The organism is Curtobacterium sp. MCJR17_055 (assembly GCF_003224335.1).
Classification (GTDB): Bacteria; Actinomycetota; Actinomycetes; order Actinomycetales; family Microbacteriaceae; genus Curtobacterium.
The window spans coordinates 429309-446941 of the sequence record NZ_QKLF01000002.1; the positions used below are offsets into that span (position 1 = coordinate 429309).

The following is a 17633-nucleotide window of genomic DNA, read 5'->3' on the forward strand; positions in this document are numbered from 1 at the left end:
TCTCGGTGGCACGCAACGGAAGGGCAGTCATGCGCGAGCTCATCATCATCGGTTCCGGTCCCGCCGGGTTCACGGCCGGCATCTACGCCGCGCGCGCTGAGCTGAAGCCGCTCATCGTCGCCTCGAGCGTCGAGACCGGCGGCGAGCTGACCAAGACGACCGAGGTCGAGAACTTCCCGGGCTTCCCCGAGGGTGTCCAGGGCCCCGACCTCATGATCAAGATGCAGGAGCAGGCCGAGAAGTTCGGTGCCGAAGTCCTGTACGACGACGCCGTCTCGGTGGACCTCACCGGTCAGGTCAAGAAGGTCACCGTCGGCTCCGGCGAGACGTACGAGGCCCTCGCGGTCGTCTACGCGACCGGGTCCGCGTACCGGCACCTGGGCCTCCCGGACGAGGAGCGCCTCTCCGGTCACGGCGTCTCGTGGTGCGCCACCTGCGACGGCTTCTTTTTCCGTCAGAAGAACATCGCCGTCGTCGGCGGCGGTGACTCCGCGATGGAGGAGGCGACCTTCCTCACCCGCTTCGCCGACAAGGTGACGATCATCCACCGCGGGGACACCCTGCGCGCGTCGAAGATCATGCAGGACCGGGCCATGAACGACCCCAAGATCGAGTTCGCCTGGAACAAGACGGTCACCGGCATCACGGGCGACACGGCGGTCGAGGGCGTCACGCTCAGGGACACCGTCACCGGCGAGGAGTCCTCGATGGCGCTGGACGGCCTGTTCATCGCGATCGGCAACGACCCCCGCACCCACCTCGTGCACGGCCAGCTCGAGATCGCCCCGGAGGGCACGCTCGCGGTCGAGGGCCGCTCGTCCCGCGCGGTCGGCGTCCCGGGCGTCTTCATCGCCGGTGACGTGCTCGACCCGACGTACCGCCAGGCGATCACGGCCGCCGGTTCCGGTGCCGTGGCCGCACTCGACGCCGAGAAGTACCTCGCCGACCTCGACCACAGCATCACCGACCAGGCCGAGGGCGTCACCCCGACCGAGGCGATCATCGACGTCACCGCGCGGGTCTGACCCGGGCGCGGCCGACCGGGGGAATGCCCGGTCCGTGGACCACGTTCCCCTCACCGAACCGACTTCCGTCGAAGGAGCAAACATGAGCAACGCCAAGGCCGTCACCGACGCCACGTTCGAGGCCGAAGTCCTCAAGTCCGACAAGACGATCCTCGTCGACTTCTGGGCCGAGTGGTGTGGCCCGTGTCGTGCGGTGTCGCCGATCCTCGACCAGATCGCCGCGGAGCACGCCGACAAGATCGAGATCGTCAAGCTCAACGTCGACGACAACCCGCAGTCGGCCATGAACTACCAGATCACGTCGATCCCGGCGATGAAGGTCTTCAAGGGCGGCGAGGTCGTCAAGACCGTCATCGGCGCCAAGCCGAAGCCGGCCCTCGAGGCCGACCTCGCCGACTTCCTCGCCTGAGGAACCGGCACAGCGGAACCGGTAGAGCGGGACCCGCACCACAGACCCGGACGCCCCGTCCTCCATTCCATCGGAGGGCGGGGCGTTCGCCTGTCCCGGGCCGATGTCCGCGCGCCGGGCGGGGCGGACGCGGGGCGGGCCTCCAGGCCGGAGCGGGCCACCGATCGACGATCGGCCTCGTCGCGGACCGACGGATGCCCGGTTGCATGTCGTACTGTGGCGAGAACGACCGAGTGGAGGAAACTCGATGACGAACGGCAACAGTCTCGACCCCTGGTACGACTCCTACGCCCAGCGCACCGCCGGGCTGAGCGCCTCCGAGGTCCGAGCTCTGTTCGCCGTCGCGTCGAGGCCCGAGGTGGTCTCGCTCGCCGGCGGCATGCCGTACGTCTCCGCACTGCCGCGGGAGCTCGTCACGGGCTCCATCGACCGCGTCATGCAGGAGGACGCCGCCATGGCGCTGCAGTACGGCGGTGGGCAGGGACACCGACCCCTCCGTGAGCACATCGTCGACGTGATGAGCCTGGAGGGCATCCGTGCCAGCCCGGAGGACGTCGTGGTCACCACGGGGTCCCAGCACGCCCTGGACCTCGTGACGCGGCTGTTCATCGACCCGGGTGACGTCGTCCTGGCGGAGTCGCCGTCCTACGTCGGTGCCATCGGTGTGTTCCGGTCGTACCAGGCGGAGACGGTGCACGTGGCGACGGACGAGCACGGACTGGTCCCGGAGGCCCTCCGCGAGACGATCGGCCGTCTCCGGGCCGCTGGCAAGCGGATGAAGTTCCTGTACACGATCCCGAACTTCCACAACCCCGCCGGGGTCACGATGAGCCGCGAGCGCCGCATCGAGGTCCTCGACATCTGCCGCTCGAACAGCATCCTCGTGCTCGAGGACAACCCGTACGGGCTGCTCTGGTTCGACGAGCCCGCCCCACAGGCCATCCGGTCGATCGACGACGAGGGCGTGGTCTACCTCGGCTCGTTCTCGAAGACGCTCGCGCCCGGGTTCCGCGTCGGGTGGGCCCTGGCGCCACACGCCATCCGCGAGAAGCTCGTGCTCGCGAACGAGTCGGCCGTCCTCGCCCCGAACTCCTTCGGTCAGTACGTCGTCAACGCGTACCTCGACGCAGCGGACTGGAAGGGGCAGATCGACACCTTCCGCGGCCTGTACGCCGAGCGCCGCGACGCGATGCTGTCCGCGCTGGGGGAGTTCCTGCCCGATCTGCACTGGACGGTGCCGAACGGCGGCTTCTTCGTGTGGCTGACCCTGCCGGACTCGCTCGACTCGAAGGGCATGCTCCCGCGCGCCGTCAAGGAGCTCGTCGCCTACACACCGGGCACGGCCTTCTTCGCCGACGGTCGCGGAGCCGGCAACATCCGCCTGTCGTTCTGCTACCCCACTTCTGACCAGATCCGCGTCGGCGTCAAGCGCCTGGCCTCCGTGGTGAACGACGAGCTCGAGCTCATCGAGACGTTCGGCCCGACGGCGCGGACCGCCTCGTCCGTCAGCCGCTCCACGGTCAGCTCGCCGCCGCCGAACCTGTCCTGATCAGGCATTTTCGCTTCACCGTACCCCTTCGCAGAGGAACACACATGGCTGAGTTCGCCCGCCGTCACGTCGTCGTCGTCGCCGGGGGGATCTCGCACGAACGCGACATCTCTCTGCGGTCCGGACGACGCGTCGCGGACTCGCTCGCCGGGTACGGATGGCAGGTCGACCTCCGTGACGCCGACGCGTCGTTGCTGCCGGCGCTGAGCGCAGACCGCCCGGACGTCGTGTGGCCCGCGCTGCACGGAGCGTCCGGTGAGGACGGCGCGCTGCGCGGCATCCTGGAGGCCCTCGACATCCCGTACGTCGGCTCACGCTCCACGTCGGCTCGCCTGGCATGGGACAAGCCGACCGCATCGGCGCTCGTCTCTCGGGCCGGCGTCCGGACGCCCCGCTCCGTCACGCTGTCGCACGACGTGTTCCGGGAACTCGGTGCCGTGGGTGTGCTGCGGGCCATCGCCGCGGAGCACCCCGTGCCGCTCGCCGTGAAGCCTGCCCGTGGCGGGAGTGCTCAGGGCGTCACCCTCGTCGAGGACGTCGACGACCTGCCTCGTGCCATGGTCGCTGCGTACACGTACTGCGAGGACGCCGTGGTCGAGCAGCTCATCCGCGGGACCGAAATCGCCGTGGGCATCATCGACACGGGCGACGGGCCGCTCGCGCTGGCGCCGGTGGAGATCGTGCCCCGCAACGGGTTCTACGGGTACGAGGCGCGCTACAACGCGGGGGAGACCACGTTCTACACGCCCGCCCGCCTGGCGGACGAACACTCGAAGGCCGCATCGGCAGCGGCGGTCCTCGCCCACCGCGCTCTGGGTCTGCGGCACGTGTCCCGCGTCGACATCATCGTCGACGGAGCCGGGACGCCGTGGTTCCTCGAAGCGAACGTGCTCCCGGGGCTCACCGAGACGTCCCTCGTGCCGCAGGCGCTGTCGGCGTCGGGGTTCGACCTCGGGTGGACGTACGCCGAACTCGCGGAGCAGGCCATCCGGGACCACTCGGCCTGAGCGGGGAAGGTCTCCGACGTTCGGACGTTCCACGTGGAACATCGACCGATCGTGTTCGCTGTGGTCGAGACGCGACAGCCGTCCTGACTCGGAGAACCGGCGCCTTGGGGCGGTCGGGTGCGTTGCCGGGCCCAGCTATCGCCTGTGACCCGCCTGGCTGCCGAGACCGGTCGGCCTGGCAGCGGATGGCCGGGTGCGAACGGTCCGCCTGCCCGTTCGCGTGACCGGTACCGCAGTGGTGGAGCACGCCTTGTTCTTCCGCGGCACCGGCGCGGCTACTGCCTGCTGATCGCGGACGTGCCCGCGGCTCGTTTCCTTCGCGCATGCGCATCGGGCGACCGAACTCGGACCATGTCAGCCCTCCTGGACCTGCGGCTGCCGCGGAGGACCACGTAGCTCGGGCTACGCAGCGGCGGGCGCTGCGTGGAAGCTCCGGGAGGGCGGAGGTTGACCTCCCAACCCGTGACATGGCGGGAAGCATCGTCTGAGCCCGTCCCCGTTGGCCCGACACTGTGATTTGAGCGGCAGCCACGGTGCCGCTCACGACCATCACCTTCTGTCGGTCGATCAGCACCCTGCCGTCGGCAGGCGGCACGGCGAGGACATTCCGACTGCCGTTGTCCACCCGCCGGCGTGCGACCATCCCGCCGGGGAGCCGAAGTACGGCTCGTCCGCTGAGGCGGTGTGAGCAGGACTTCGGAAGAGGCGCCTTTCATCGCCGCTCGCATCGAGGCCCCGCCGAAGCGGGGTCAGTCGGGCATGCTGCACGCGGTGGTCGCAGCTGAGGGAGCGGAACCGGTCGCGGTCTCGCGGCGCGGACCATGCCCATCAAGCTGAGCCGGGGTGGCGACACGGCTGACTCGCTACAGAGCAAGTCGCTTACTCCGCACCGCTTGTTGACCGATCGACATCCGCGCCCCTCGGCCCACACTCACCGCTCAGGCCGCGAGCGTTGTGCTGGCCTGCAGGCTGCCGAGGATCGTGGGGCATCGAACTTGTGTGTGCGGCACCGCTGGGACACGACTGCCAGCTGCCACCTTCAATCGCTGTTCCTTGCCCTCCGCGTGATGCTCTTTCCCTCCGGCAGGGTCGGTAGGCCCCGAGAGCGGCGTCGTGGAGATCGACGTTTCACGTGGAACATCGCCACCAGTTGAAACTCCTGGTGAAGGTGCCCGCGGTGCCCGACCTGCCCTCGTCGAGCACGGGCGCACTATCGGGCCTCGTCGGGCGTCTCGCGGGTTCGGGCGTTCCGCGGCTCCGGACCGAACCGTCCTTCTCCGCCGCGTGCAGACACCGTCGTCCTGCCATCCGGACGGCGACTGCCACCCTGGCAGAGCAGGCCCGGAGCAAGCGTTGTGGTGCGGGGCGTCGACCCGCTCGTCAGCTGACCGCCTGGCACCGTGTACCGACGCGCTCCGGGCGATCGCAGCGCCAGACGAAGCAGCCTTGGCTCGCATGTTCCACGTGAAACCACCACGACCACCGTCTCCCGAGGCGCGCGGCGAGCACCGCGAGCATGCATGCAACCCCCGCGGCCTCGGTTCGATCCAAGTCGCCGCAACATCGAGGAGCAACGTCTCTGCCGTGTCGATCGGGCTCGCCTCATGGGCGCCCTCGACGTCGCTCCGCCGAGTAGCCGCGGGGCAAAGGCGTCGCCTGGTCATTGGCGGAGCGCCTCACGCTCCGGGCACGACAGCAGGACGCCGGAAGAAGAGACGCGTCGTCTGACCACGTGTGACGAGCGCAGTCGCTCCTCCGTGGCCGCCGAGTACCGAAGAGGATCACCGACCAGGGACGACCGATATCCCGGGCGCGTGAACCATCAGCCGCAGGACCAGGTCTCGGCTTCCGACCGTCGGGGGCGGGGTTGTCGTCCTGGAGCAAGAGCTGGCCGAGCAGATTGGCGGCGGGGTCACACTACGCACCGGTACCGACCGCCGATCGTCGGCCGCTCACCTGCCCGGCGAGCCAACCGCCAGTTGGACGTTGCGACGGCCTGGCGCGATCCTCGCGGCGCCATTCCCCCGTGCGCACAGGCCGGATGACCGCAGGACGCTCCTGACAGCGTCTGACGCCCCTTCTGCGGGCCGAGAAGGACAACCACGTCCTCCGGGTCAGCAGCAGCGCCCCTTCCCCCTCAGGGCGCCACACAGCGCTCAGGGGAGGCGTGCTCCTCATGGATTCTGACGGGGAAGCGACCGGCGGCCGCCGTCAGCCCGCGAGGTCCTGGATCCCGAGCTCGCCGAGGATGCGGTTGAGGTCGTCGGCAGTCGCGAAGTCGATCGTCACGGATCCCTTCCGGGCCCCGACCGCGATCTTCACGCGGGTGTTCAACCGGTCGCCCAGTCGCTCGGCCATGTCGTTGAAGTGCACCTGCCGCTTCGACGGCTGCGACGGCGCCTTCGCCGGCGCCTTCGTCGACATCTGCTGAGCAATGGCTTCCGCTGCCCGCACGGAAAGGTCCTCGTTCACGATCTTCTCGGCGAGGTACTCCATCGCCTCCGCGTCCGGCGCTGCGAGGATCGCGCGTGCGTGCCCGGCCGAGAGCACACCGGCGGCCACGCGCCGCTGCACGGGGGAGGGCAAGCGCAGCAGACGGATCGTGTTCGTGATCTGGGGCCGTGAGCGCCCGATCCGCTGCCCGAGCTGCTCCTGCGTGATGCCGAAGTCGGCGAGCAGCTGCTGGTAGGCCGAAGCCTCCTCGAGCGGATTGAGCTGCGCGCGGTGGAGGTTCTCGAGCAACGCGTCGCGGAGCATCGCGTCGTCGGGGGTGTCCTTGACGATCGCGGGGATCGTGGCGAGCCCGAGCTCCTTCGTCGCACGAAGACGGCGCTCACCCATGATCAGCTCGTACTGCGGCTCGGTGCCAGCCGCACCGGTGATCGGGCGGACGACGATCGGCTGCAGGAGTCCGATCTCCCGGATGGAGTGGATCAGCTCCTGGAGTTCCTCTTCACGGAACTCCTTGCGGGGCTGCTGCGCGTTCGGGACGATGTCCAGCGGGTTGAGGTTGGCGAGACGAGCTCCGGGAACCGCGAGGAGCTCCTCCGCCGTTGCCGACTGTCCCGAGGCGGCATTCGCATCGGCGGCGGAGGTGCCTCCGGTCGGGAAGAACACGTCGACGGGACGCTCTTGCTCGTTGGCGGTGGGGATCAGGGCGCCGATACCGCGCCCGAGTCCGGTTCGCTTGGGTGCCATCAGTGCTTCGCTCCTCGTTCTGCGATCTCGGCAGCAGCCTCCAGGTAGGAGAGTGACCCGCTGGAGTTGACGTCGTAGGACACGACACTCTGTCCGTAGCTCGGTGCCTCGCTGACGCGGACCGAACGGGGGATCATCGCCTTCAGGACCTGATCGCCGAAGTGCGTCCGGACGTCGTTGGCCACCTGGTTGGCCAGGTTCGTCCGACCGTCGTACATGGTGAGCAGGATCGTCGACACCGCGAGGTTCGGGTTGAGGTGACGCTCGATGAGCTCGATGTTGCGAAGGAGCTGGCTGAGCCCCTCGAGCGCGTAGTACTCGCACTGGATCGGGATCAACACCTCCTTCGCTGCCACGAAGGCGTTGATCGTCAGCAGCCCGAGCGACGGCGGGCAGTCGATGAACACGTAGTGGTACGGCTCGTCGACGGAAGCGAGGTACTGGTCGAGAGCGGTCCGCAGACGCTGTTCTCGAGCTACCAAGGAAACGAGTTCGATCTCGGCGCCGGCAAGGTGGATGGTGGCCGGCACGCACCAGAGGGTTTCGGACTCGGGGGACCGCTGGACCGTGTCCGCCATCGGTGCCTCGTCGACGATCACGTCGTAGATGCTCGCGACCTCGGCCTGGTGGTCGATCCCGAGTGCGGTCGACGCGTTGCCCTGTGGGTCGAGGTCGATCACGAGCACCCGAGCTCCGCCGCGCGCGAGGGCCGCAGCGAGGTTGACCGTCGTCGTGGTCTTCCCGACCCCACCCTTCTGGTTCGACACTGTGAACACGCGGGTCTTGTCCGGAAGCGGGAACTGCTGCGTCGCGATCGCCCGGCGCCGTCGGTTCAGGTCAGCGATCTCACGCGCCAGGGGCGTCGAAGCGTCGTAGTCGGTCGATGAACTCAACGAGTGCCTCTTCCCCGGTCGGTGTTTCACGTGGAACATGGGCCGCGACCCGAACGCCTCGTCCGGCGCAGGGCGCGGATCCCCGGTCAGACCGGACCGGGAGCGTCAGTCAACTGTAGCCCGGAAGACGCGGGTGGTCTCTTCGACCACTCCGACTCCGAGCTCGAGCACCTCGACGTCTTCGAGGCGCTTGCGGAGGATGACCTTCCGGGCTGCGGCGACCTCGTCGTCGACGCGCGCACCCTTCATGAGGATGAGCTGCCCACCGGACCGGACCAGGGGCACGGTCAGGGGGATCAGCTTCGACAGCGCACTGACGGCTCGGGCCGTGACCTGGTCGAGCACCAACTCGTCTGCGACGTCCTCGGCCCGGGCTCGGACGACCGCCACGTTCTCGAGACCGAGCCGTTCCGCCTCGCCTCGCAACCACTCCACGCGGCGCTCCATCGGCTCGATCAGCGTCATGGAGACGTCCGGTCGTGCGATCGCCAGCACGAGGCCGGGCAGGCCCGCACCCGATCCCACATCGCCGACCGTTCCGCCCGTCTGCAGGAGCGGAGCCAGGAGCGCAGAATTGAGGATGTGTCGCGTCCACAGTCGCGGGAGCTCAAGGGGTCCGATGAGCCCGAGTTCCTCGCCGCGACGCGCCAACTCGTTCGTGAAGGACCGGGCGACCTCGAGGCGGTCCCCGAACAGCGTCGCTGCGACCGCCGGCTCGGTCTCGAGGACCGGAGCGTCAGCGGAGCCCGCTTCCGTCATCGGGTGATGACCGTGTGACGGTCCCGACCCTCGCCCTCGGACTCCGAGTGGAAGCCCTTCTCGGAGACCAGGTCGTGGACGAGCTTCCGCTCGTACGACGACATCGGCGGCAGCGCCGCAGTTGTCGATCCGGCTTCGATGCGCTCGATCGCGGTGTCGACCAGCCGCTGGAGCTCGGTCGCCCGAGCGTCGCGGGAGCCCCCGATGTCGAGGATCAGACGACTGAACTCACCGGTCTCGGCCTGGACAGCGATCCGCGTGAGTTCCTGCAGGGCGGACACGGTGTCGGGCTTCGCGAGGACGCGCAGCGCCTCACCGTCGTCCGAGACCGTCAGGTAGACACGTCCAGCGCGCTCCTCGATCTCGATGTCCCCGTCGAGGTCGCAGATGTCGAGCAGCTCTTCGATGTAGTCGGCGGCGATGTCCGCCTCGTCGCGGCTCTCGTCGTCGCCGCCCTGCTCGCTCGACTGGCCGAGCACCTGCTCGTCCTCGGTCGCGTCGACGACGGCCGTGGTGTCCTGCTCGGTCACTTGCTCTTCCCGTTCTTCTTCGCGCGCGACTTGCCGACCGGCTGCTGGCGCTGGGTGGTGACACGTGCCTCGACCTCGGCCACCGAGGCGCCCGTACCGGCCTCGGTCAGGACACCGGCAGTGGCCGGGGTGCCGCGGCGCTGGGCCTTCTTGGCGAGACGCGCCTCGCGCGCCAGGGCCGCCTCCGAGCCCGGCGTCGGCATGCTGCGGATCACGAAGTACTGCTGGGCCATCGTCCAGATGTTCGAGGCGAGCCAGTAGAACATGACGCCCAGCGGGAACGACAGGCCGGAGATGACGAAGACCAGCGGGAGGATGTACAGCATCATCTTCTGCTGGCGGTACATCGGAGACTCCTTGGTCTCCGGCGACATGTTCTTGGCGACGAGCTGCAGCTGCGTGATGAACTGCGATGCCGTCATCACGACGATCATGGCTCCCGCGATGATCCGGACTTCCCAGCCCGACGCGTTCGTGAAGGTCTCGTGCAGCGGCGCACCGAAGAGTGCAGCGTTGCCGAAGTCCGCCGCCAGCTCGTTCGTGAGCAGACCGATGCCGGCCTTGTTGATCTGCGCCTCGTGCAGCACGGAGTACAGCGAGAAGAAGATCGGCATCTGGATGAGCAGCGGCAGGCAGGAGCTCAGCGGGTTCGTCCCCGTCTCCTTGTACAGCGCCATCGTCTCGCGGGACATCGCCTCGCGCGAGAACTGGTCCTTCTTGCCCTTGTACTTGTCCTGGATCTTCTTCAGCTGCGGCGCGACCTCGAGCATCCGTCGCTGCGACTTGATCTGCCGCACGAAGATCGGGATCAGCGCGGCCCGGACCACGAAGGTCAGGAAGATGATCGACAGGACCCACGTGATGCCCGCGGACGGGTCCATCCCCATGGTCTCGAAGAGCCAGTGGAACCCGACGAGGATCGCGGACACCACCCACTTGAGCGGCCAGAGGAGAGTGTTCAGGATCTCCATGAGGAGGTCACGCCTTTCGAGTGCGCTGGGGGAGCAGCACCGGGCGGATCATGCCGACCGGGTCCTGCTGTTGCTGCGGGCTCGGTGCGAGCACGAACCCGAACCGACTGACGTTGAAGGGGCGGCGACGTTCCCGGACGTCGTCGATCCCACCGGCGGCCCAGGGGTTGCACCGTGCGATCCGCCACGCTCCCATGGCCGAACCGCGGACTACCCCGTACTGCTGGATCGCCTCGAGTGCGTACCGGGAGCACGAGGGGTGGTACCGGCACACGTTGCCGTAGAGCGGCGAGATCACCGCTCGGTAGGCCCGGAGCACGACGACGCACGCGTTGCGCGGGAGCAACGCGACGACCCAGAGGAACCGGTTCATGCTGCCTTCTCCACACCCCGCGCGAAGGCACGCGTGATGTCTCCGAGCAGGGTAGGCCATCCGGCCTGCGCGGCGGCTGGCAGTGCGCGCACCACGACGTCGTACCCGAGCGGAGCGCCCGGCAGCAGACCGTGTGCGATCGCCTTCAGCCGGCGTCGCACGAGGTTGCGCGTGACCGCGTTCCCGACGGTCTTCGCCACGATGAACCCGAACCTGGTGGGACCGCCGTCGTCATCTAGGCGACGGACCACCGACACGACGACGTGCGCCGTGGCGCTCCTGCGGCCACGACGCACGGTCGATCGGTAGTCGTCGCCTCGGACGATGCGGTTGGCTCGGGCCAACACGGCGAGGACCCCGCGGATCAGGCGGAGAGCTCGGTGCGCCCCTTACCGCGGCGTGCGGCGAGGATGGCGCGGCCGGCACGGGTGCGCATGCGGGCGCGGAAGCCGTGCTTCTTGGCGCGGCGGCGGTTGTTCGGCTGGAAGGTGCGCTTGCTCATGATGATCTCCACACGGCTGCTCGCGGCGAGCCGTCACGTATGCATTGGTTGACGCGGATGGCGCGACCGAACGGCCGCAGTCAACTGGACAACGGTACGTGACGACGGCTGGGAGGTCAAACGATCCCGTCCCCGTCCGCGCTCCCACGGTGACGCCTCCGGGTTCTCCACACTGGGGACAACTCCCGTTCGGTGGGACACGGCGCGGTCCCGTACAGTTGTGGCACTGCACGGCCGGATGCCCGGTACTGCGGGGGAGTACCTCACTCGTCTCCGGTGGACCAGCCGGGGAGGACACTGTGGACAACCCTGTGGGAAGCTCGTCGTCGGACCAGCGCCCGCACCACCGCACCAGCCGTCCGCGGAACGCGGGAGCGGTTCCGCCCGCACCCGCGTGTCGTCGGTCGGTGGCCGCCACCGCCCGTCCCGACGGGCGAGAGACCACACCCGAAGCCGCAACCGAGCAACGAGACCAGGAGACGAGCGCGACATGACGCCGGCCGACCCCGTCGAGGACCTCTGGTCGTCAGTGCTCGGCATCCTGTCCGACGACGACCGGATCACCCCGCAGCTCCACGGCTTCCTCAACCTCGTCGAGCCCAAGGGCGTGCTGGCCGGCACGCTCTACCTGGAAGTGCCGAACGACCTCACCCGCGGGATGCTCGAGCAGCGCATCCGGGTCCCCATCACCGAAGCGGTCTCCCGGATCGGAGACGACTCGGTGGCGAACTTCGCGATCACGGTGAACCCCGACATGGCCTCCGAGCCCCGGGTCGACGCCCTCGCGGTGCCGTCCTACGCCGAACCGGTCCAGGAGCAGGTGCAGCAGAGCGCCGCTCCTCGGCAGTACATCGAGGCGCCGTTCGTCCCGAGCCAGGTCGACTCCCCGGGCACCAGCGGGCGCCCCGAGTCCCGACTCAACCCGAAGTATAACTTCGACAACTTCGTGATCGGTGCCTCGAACCGGTTCGCCCACGCAGCCGCGGTCGCGGTCGCGGAAGCGCCGGCGAAGGCGTACAACCCGCTCTTCATCTACGGCGACTCGGGTCTCGGCAAGACCCACCTGCTCCACGCGATCGGCCACTACGCGGAGAGCCTGTACCCGGGCATCCGCGTCCGGTACGTGTCGAGCGAGGAGTTCACCAACGACTTCATCAACTCGATCGCGAACAACCGCTCGAACCAGTTCCAGCAGCGGTACCGCGACATCGACATCCTGCTCATCGACGACATCCAGTTCCTGCAGGGGAAGGACTCCACGCAGGAGGCCTTCTTCCACACGTTCAACACGCTGCACGACCACAACAAGCAGGTCGTGATCACGTCGGACGTCGCCCCGAAGCACCTCACCGGCTTCGAGGACCGGATGCGCAGCCGCTTCGAGTGGGGTCTCATCACCGACGTGCAGGCGCCGGACCTCGAGACCCGCATCGCGATCCTCCGCAAGAAGGCGCAGTCCGACCACCTGCAGGTGCCGGACGACATCATGGAGTTCATCGCGTCGAAGGTCTCGAGCAACATCCGGGAGCTCGAGGGGACCCTGATCCGGGTGACCGCGTTCGCGAGCCTCAACCGGACGGCCGTCGACATGGCGCTGGTGCAGACGGTCCTCAAGGACCTGATCACGCTCGACGAGGACAACGTCATCGCGCCGACGGACATCATCAACCACACCGCGGAGTACTTCAAGCTCTCGGTCGACGACCTCTACGGCTCGTCCCGGTCGCAGGCGATCGCCACCGCACGACAGATCGCGATGTACCTGTGCCGTGAGCTGACGAGCCTGTCGCTGCCGAAGATCGGCCAGCTGTTCGGCAACCGCGACCACACGACGGTCATGTACGCGAACAAGAAGATCGCCGAGCTCATGAAGGAGCGGCGCTCGATCTACAACCAGGTCACGGAACTGACCAGTCGGATCAAGCAGGACCGCCGCTACCGGTAGCGAGCATCCCGCTGCCACCCCCCGTCCAGGAGGCCCGTCCCAGACCCGGGATCGGCCTCCTTCTGCGTGCGTCCACCATCTGAGACGGTTCCATGCGGCGGATTCCCCACAGTGTGGAAAGCCTGTGGATAACTATGGAGGACACGCCGCTCCGTTGTTCACAGCTGGTGGGGTGTCTGTGGAAACTGGGGATGGAAGTGGATAGATGACTTTCCCTCATCCATAGGTCGCCCACACGCCGCCAACAAGTGACACGGTTGTAGTTCCCTGTCGCCGAGCGGCATCCCCAGAGTTGTCCACAGTGTGCACAGGCGTTAAGACCATTACTCCTTCCTTCTCTCTCCCTCTCCCTGGGCCAACCCCTGGGGACGGCGGATGACACGGATCGGCGGTCTGCCGCCGCTGTGCCACAATGGGGCGGCCGGACAGTCAACCGATCGACAGGGGTCCACGCTGTGAAGTTCGAGGTCAACCGGGACGTCTTCTCCGAAGCCGTCTCCTTCGCGGTGAAGCTCCTCCCACAGCGCACGACCCTCCCGATCCTGTCCGGTGTGCTCATCCACGCCGACGGTGATCGTCTGACGCTCTCGTCGTTCGACTACGAGGTCTCGGCACAGACGTCGATCGCCGCCCAGATCGACGACCCCGGCACGGTGCTCGTCTCCGGCCGGCTGCTGAACGACATCGCGAGCCGGCTGCCGAACGCCCCGGTCACGTTCTCCACGGAGGACTCCCGCATCACCGTCACCTGCGGATCCGCGCACTTCACGCTGCTGTCCATGCCGGTGGAGGAGTACCCGACGCTGCCGGAGATCGGTCCGCAGACCGGTGTCATCCCCGGCGACTCGTTCTCCGAAGCCGTGTCGCAGGTGGCCGTCGCCGCCAGCCGCGACGACGTGACCCCGGTCATCACCGGCGTCCAGCTCGAGGTCGGCGAGAGCGACGTCTCGCTCATCGCGACCGACCGCTACCGCGTCGCCGTCCGGACCATCCAGTGGGACTCGGGCCGTCCCGGCGGAGACGCCGAGCCGGCGCCGACGCTGCACGCACTCGTCCCGGCCCGCACCCTGCAGGAGGTCGGCCGTACCTTCGGCTCGGCCACCACCGTCTCGGTGTCGATCAGCGGTGGCTCCGACCGTGAGCTCATCGCCTTCCAGGCCGACGACAAGACCGTGACGTCGCTGCTCATCAAGGGCAACTACCCGCCGGTCCGCCGACTGTTCCCCGACACGGTCCAGGACCACGCGGTGATCAACACCGCGGAACTGGTCGAGGCCGTCCGACGGGTCTCCCTCGTGCTGGAGCGCGAAGCCGCGCTCCGCTTCTCCTTCTCGGTCGACGGGCTCACGCTCGAGGCGATCGGTTCCGAACAAGCGCAGGCGTCAGAGTCGATCGATGCGTTGCTGACCGGTGAGGAAACGGTGGTCTCCCTGAAACCGGCCTTCCTCCTGGACGGGTTGAATGCGGTGCACTCCGAGTTCGTCCGGATCTCCTTCACCAAGACGGAGAACCCGAACAAGCCCGGACCGGTCCTGATCACCGGGCAGTCCTCGCGAGAGGAAGCTGCCACGGACGGGTACCGGTACCTGTTGCAGCCCAACCTGCTGCTGCGCTAGCCGCAACAGCCATCCAGCGCTGACGCGTGGACACCAGCATCAGCGCGACATCGACGAAGAAGAGGAAATCATGCAGATCGGTCTTGTCGGCCTCGGGAAGATGGGCAACAACATGCGTGCGCGTCTGCGCAACGCAGGGATCGACGTCGTCGGGTACGACGCCAACCCCGCCGTCTCGGACGTCGCCGACCTCGGCGCCCTGGCAGAAGCCCTCACCGACAGCAAGCGTCTCGTGTGGGTCATGGTCCCGCACGGCAAGATCACCGACGACGTGATCACCGACCTGGCCGGCGTGCTCAGCGAAGGCGACCTCGTCATCGACGGTGGCAACTCGAAGTGGCTCGACGACACCGTCCACGCCGAGCAGCTGGCTGCCAAGGGCATCCGCTACATGGACGTCGGCGTCTCCGGCGGTGTCTGGGGCAAGGACAACGGCTACGGCCTCATGGTCGGCGGTGCTGCCGAGGACGTCGAGTTCGCGATGCCCGTCTTCGACGCACTGCGCCCCGAGGGCCCGCGCGAAGAGGGCTTCTCGCACGCCGGCGGCATCGGCGCGGGCCACTACGCGAAGATGGTCCACAACGGCATCGAGTACGCGATCATGCAGGCGTACGGCGAGGGCTACGAGCTCCTCGAGGCGAAGGACATCATCAAGGACGTCCCCGCCGTGTTCGCCGGATGGCAGCGCGGCACCGTCGTCCGCTCCTGGCTGCTCGACCTGATGGTCCTCGCGCTGAACGAGGACCCGAAGCTCGACGCCATCGAGGGCTACGTGGAGGACTCCGGCGAGGGCCGGTGGACCGTGGAAGAGGCCATCGAGCACGCGGTGCCGATGCCGGCGATCTCGGCGTCCATCTTCGCGCGCTTCGTTTCGCGTCAGGGCAGCGCGTCCCCGACGATGAAGGCCGTCGCGGCACTCCGCAACCAGTTCGGCGGCCACGCCGTCAAGAAGGCGTAGCCGGTCGGGGTAACCCCCTCGACCCGTTTCGGCCCGCGTGCACGTCGACCATCTGCAACTCTCCGACTTCCGGAACTACCGGGAGGCGGACGTCGACTTCGCACGCGGGCCGAACCTGTTCGTCGGTCGGAACGGCCAGGGCAAGACGAACCTGGTCGAGTCGATCGGGTACCTCTCGACCCTCGGGTCGCACCGCGTCCCCACCGACGCGGCGCTCGTGCGACAGGGATGTGACTCGGCGATCGTCCGGGCACGGGTCGCGCACGAGGACCGCAGCATCCTCGCCGAGGTGCAGATCAACCGGACGGGGTCGAACCGGGCGCAGGTGAACCGGTCCGCGATCAAGCCCCGCGAGCTCCCGCGCTACTGCACCAGCGTGCTCTTCGCCCCCGAGGACCTGGCACTCGTCCGCGGCGAGCCGTCGGGGCGCCGGCGGATGATCGACGAGCTCCTCGTCCAGATCGCCCCGCGCATGCAGGGCGTGCTCGCCGACTACGACCGCACGCTCCGCCAGCGGAACACCCTGCTGAAGTCGGCCCGCACGACCGGGGCGAAGGCCGGGGCGCTCTCGACGCTCGACGTCTGGGACGACCGGCTCGTGGCGTTCGGCGCCGAGATCATCGCCGCCCGCGACCACCTCACCCGGCGGCTCGCCCCGTTCGTCACCGAGTCCTACGCGACGGTCGCGGGCGAGCGGCACCAGGCGTCGATCGCCGGTGTCCTCAGCGTGCGGGGTGCTGATCCGGAGGACGCGGCGGCCACCGACCCGGTCCTCGGGACGCCCGAGGAACCGGTCACGACCGCGTCCGCGGCAGAGGCGTTCCGCGTGGCGCTCGAGCGCCGTCGGCGGGACGAACTGGACCGCGGCCTGACGCTCACCGGACCCCATCGGGACGACGTGCTCTTCGAGCTGAACGGGTTACCGGCCCGCGGGTACGCCAGCCACGGGGAGTCCTGGTCGTTCGCGCTCGCGGTGCAGCTGGCGTCGGCGACGATCCTGCGTGCCGAGTCATCCCTCGGCGACCCGATCATCATCCTCGACGACGTGTTCGCGGAGCTCGACGAGTCACGGCGGGAGCGCCTGGCCGGGGCGGTCGCCGACTACGAGCAGGTGCTCATCACGGCCGCCGTGCACGGCGACGTGCCCGGTCAGCTCGCGGCACACACCGTGCGGATCGAAGCGGGCGCGATCGTGCGGGACGCGGACGACGCGGGTCGGGCCTCCCGTCCGGAGGTGCCGGAGGCGACCGACGCCGCTCCGGCCGACGCCGCTCCGGCCGAACCCGCCCCGGCCGATCCCTCTCCGGCCGACCCCGCCCGGTCGGCCGACGCCGTGGACCGGACGGCACCCTGATGCCGAAGCCCTGGAGACCGGCCGAGCCCTCGCGGGTGTACCAGCACTTCAAGGCCGTGTTCGGCGACCCGTCGAAGCGGGGGGTCGACGCGCGTCGGCGCCGGGCCGCCGGACAGGACCCGGACTCGGTGCCGTACGGGAAGGGACGGGAGCCCACCGGCCTCGGCGACGTGATGGGTGCGCTGACCGCCGAGCTCGGATGGACGGAGCCACTGGCCCGCTCGGAACTGTTCGTCGACTGGCCGAGCGTCGTCGGTGACGAGCTCGCGAAGCACTCCACGCCGGTGACGATCGAGGACGGTGCACTCGTCATCCGGTGCGACTCGACGGCGTGGGCGACGCAACTCCGACTCATGCGCGGGACCGTCACGACGACCATCGCCCAGCGGTACCCCGCGGCGGGCGTCGAGTCGATCCGGGTTTCCGGCCCGGACGCCCCCACATGGAAACGCGGCCTCAGGTCGGTCCAGGGGCGCGGCCCCCGCGATACCTACGGCTGACCAGACGAAATCATCCATCCGTCTGAGATTCGTCGCTCTGCGAG

General features: G+C 68.5%; 17 protein-coding genes. 9 read left to right on the top strand and 8 right to left on the bottom strand.

Going from position 1 to position 17633, the window contains the following annotated elements; all coding sequences use genetic code 11:
• Positions 1-29: 29 nt before the first annotated feature.
• From trxB to DEJ16_RS06080, 4 genes are all read left to right on the top strand, one after another.
• Positions 30-1025 carry a thioredoxin-disulfide reductase gene (trxB, locus tag DEJ16_RS06065; RefSeq protein ID WP_110825784.1) on the top strand — a complete coding sequence of 332 codons (996 nt, stop codon included), beginning with the start codon at positions 30-32 and terminating at the stop codon, positions 1023-1025.
• An 82-nt stretch (positions 1026-1107) separates the two neighbouring features.
• The gene (gene trxA, locus DEJ16_RS06070) at positions 1108-1434 is read left to right on the top strand and encodes a thioredoxin (RefSeq protein WP_110825783.1); all 327 of its coding nucleotides are present in this window, start codon (positions 1108-1110) and stop codon (positions 1432-1434) included.
• A 247-nt stretch (positions 1435-1681) separates the two neighbouring features.
• On the top strand, positions 1682-2983 hold the full coding sequence (locus DEJ16_RS06075; RefSeq protein ID WP_110825782.1) for a PLP-dependent aminotransferase family protein: 1302 nt from the start codon (positions 1682-1684) through the stop codon (positions 2981-2983).
• 44 nt (positions 2984-3027) lie between these two features.
• Complete coding sequence (locus DEJ16_RS06080; RefSeq protein WP_110825781.1) at positions 3028-3990, top strand: D-alanine--D-alanine ligase; 963 nt, start codon at positions 3028-3030, stop codon at positions 3988-3990.
• Positions 3991-6201: 2211 nt separating this feature from the next.
• Here DEJ16_RS06080 and DEJ16_RS06085 read toward each other — a convergent pair.
• The 8 genes from DEJ16_RS06085 to rpmH all read right to left on the bottom strand — a co-directional run bounded on the left by DEJ16_RS06085 (position 6202) and on the right by rpmH (position 11216).
• Positions 6202-7188 carry a ParB/RepB/Spo0J family partition protein gene (locus tag DEJ16_RS06085; protein ID WP_110825780.1) on the bottom strand — a complete coding sequence of 329 codons (987 nt, stop codon included), beginning with the start codon at positions 7186-7188 and terminating at the stop codon, positions 6202-6204.
• Positions 7188-8120, bottom strand: a complete 933-nt coding sequence (locus DEJ16_RS06090; RefSeq protein WP_110825779.1) for a ParA family protein — start codon at positions 8118-8120, stop codon at positions 7188-7190. The genes DEJ16_RS06085 and DEJ16_RS06090 overlap by 1 nt, the downstream gene beginning before the upstream one ends.
• Positions 8121-8186: 66 nt before the next feature.
• Entirely contained in the window at positions 8187-8840 is a 654-nt protein-coding gene (gene rsmG / locus DEJ16_RS06095; protein WP_110825778.1) for a 16S rRNA (guanine(527)-N(7))-methyltransferase RsmG, read from the bottom strand.
• Positions 8837-9319 carry a R3H domain-containing nucleic acid-binding protein gene (locus tag DEJ16_RS06100; protein ID WP_110825818.1) on the bottom strand — a complete coding sequence of 161 codons (483 nt, stop codon included), beginning with the start codon at positions 9317-9319 and terminating at the stop codon, positions 8837-8839. Before DEJ16_RS06100 ends, rsmG begins: the two co-directional genes overlap by 4 nt.
• Positions 9320-9366: 47 nt before the next feature.
• Positions 9367-10341, bottom strand: a complete 975-nt coding sequence (gene yidC / locus DEJ16_RS06105) for a membrane protein insertase YidC (RefSeq protein WP_110825777.1) — start codon at positions 10339-10341, stop codon at positions 9367-9369.
• Positions 10342-10348: 7 nt separating this feature from the next.
• Positions 10349-10714 carry a membrane protein insertion efficiency factor YidD gene (yidD, locus tag DEJ16_RS06110; protein ID WP_110825776.1) on the bottom strand — a complete coding sequence of 122 codons (366 nt, stop codon included), beginning with the start codon at positions 10712-10714 and terminating at the stop codon, positions 10349-10351.
• The gene (rnpA, locus tag DEJ16_RS06115) at positions 10711-11061 is read right to left on the bottom strand and encodes a ribonuclease P protein component (RefSeq protein ID WP_110825775.1); all 351 of its coding nucleotides are present in this window, start codon (positions 11059-11061) and stop codon (positions 10711-10713) included. The genes yidD and rnpA overlap by 4 nt, the downstream gene beginning before the upstream one ends.
• Positions 11062-11078: 17 nt before the next feature.
• Complete coding sequence (gene rpmH, locus DEJ16_RS06120; protein WP_043595303.1) at positions 11079-11216, bottom strand: 50S ribosomal protein L34; 138 nt, start codon at positions 11214-11216, stop codon at positions 11079-11081.
• A gap of 490 nt (positions 11217-11706) precedes the next feature.
• Between rpmH and dnaA the strand changes: the two genes are divergently transcribed.
• From dnaA to DEJ16_RS06145, 5 genes are all read left to right on the top strand, one after another.
• On the top strand, positions 11707-13161 hold the full coding sequence (dnaA, locus tag DEJ16_RS06125; protein WP_110825774.1) for a chromosomal replication initiator protein DnaA: 1455 nt from the start codon (positions 11707-11709) through the stop codon (positions 13159-13161).
• A 455-nt stretch (positions 13162-13616) separates the two neighbouring features.
• Complete coding sequence (gene dnaN, locus DEJ16_RS06130; protein WP_110825773.1) at positions 13617-14777, top strand: DNA polymerase III subunit beta; 1161 nt, start codon at positions 13617-13619, stop codon at positions 14775-14777.
• A gap of 70 nt (positions 14778-14847) precedes the next feature.
• Positions 14848-15735 carry a phosphogluconate dehydrogenase (NAD(+)-dependent, decarboxylating) gene (gene gnd / locus DEJ16_RS06135; RefSeq protein WP_110825772.1) on the top strand — a complete coding sequence of 296 codons (888 nt, stop codon included), beginning with the start codon at positions 14848-14850 and terminating at the stop codon, positions 15733-15735.
• Between the two features lie 37 nt (positions 15736-15772).
• Entirely contained in the window at positions 15773-17089 is a 1317-nt protein-coding gene (gene recF, locus DEJ16_RS06140; protein WP_110825771.1) for a DNA replication/repair protein RecF, read from the top strand.
• On the top strand, positions 17089-17589 hold the full coding sequence (locus tag DEJ16_RS06145) for a DUF721 domain-containing protein (RefSeq protein ID WP_110825770.1): 501 nt from the start codon (positions 17089-17091) through the stop codon (positions 17587-17589). The genes recF and DEJ16_RS06145 overlap by 1 nt, the downstream gene beginning before the upstream one ends.
• The last annotated feature ends 44 nt before the right edge of the window (positions 17590-17633 follow it).

Coding starts and splice junctions, on each gene's coding strand:
- DEJ16_RS06075 (WP_110825782.1), top strand. CDS start 1,682: ATGACGAACGGCAACAGTCTCGACCCCTGGTACGACTCCTACGCCCAG.
- yidD (WP_110825776.1), bottom strand. CDS start 10,714: ATGAACCGGTTCCTCTGGGTCGTCGCGTTGCTCCCGCGCAACGCGTGC.
- DEJ16_RS06145 (WP_110825770.1), top strand. CDS start 17,089: ATGCCGAAGCCCTGGAGACCGGCCGAGCCCTCGCGGGTGTACCAGCAC.
- trxB (WP_110825784.1), top strand. CDS start 30: ATGCGCGAGCTCATCATCATCGGTTCCGGTCCCGCCGGGTTCACGGCC.
- yidC (WP_110825777.1), bottom strand. CDS start 10,341: ATGGAGATCCTGAACACTCTCCTCTGGCCGCTCAAGTGGGTGGTGTCC.
- rsmG (WP_110825778.1), bottom strand. CDS start 8,840: ATGACGGAAGCGGGCTCCGCTGACGCTCCGGTCCTCGAGACCGAGCCG.
- gnd (WP_110825772.1), top strand. CDS start 14,848: ATGCAGATCGGTCTTGTCGGCCTCGGGAAGATGGGCAACAACATGCGT.
- DEJ16_RS06085 (WP_110825780.1), bottom strand. CDS start 7,188: ATGGCACCCAAGCGAACCGGACTCGGGCGCGGTATCGGCGCCCTGATC.
- trxA (WP_110825783.1), top strand. CDS start 1,108: ATGAGCAACGCCAAGGCCGTCACCGACGCCACGTTCGAGGCCGAAGTC.
- rpmH (WP_043595303.1), bottom strand. CDS start 11,216: ATGAGCAAGCGCACCTTCCAGCCGAACAACCGCCGCCGCGCCAAGAAG.
- DEJ16_RS06080 (WP_110825781.1), top strand. CDS start 3,028: ATGGCTGAGTTCGCCCGCCGTCACGTCGTCGTCGTCGCCGGGGGGATC.
- dnaA (WP_110825774.1), top strand. CDS start 11,707: ATGACGCCGGCCGACCCCGTCGAGGACCTCTGGTCGTCAGTGCTCGGC.
- DEJ16_RS06090 (WP_110825779.1), bottom strand. CDS start 8,120: ATGTTCCACGTGAAACACCGACCGGGGAAGAGGCACTCGTTGAGTTCA.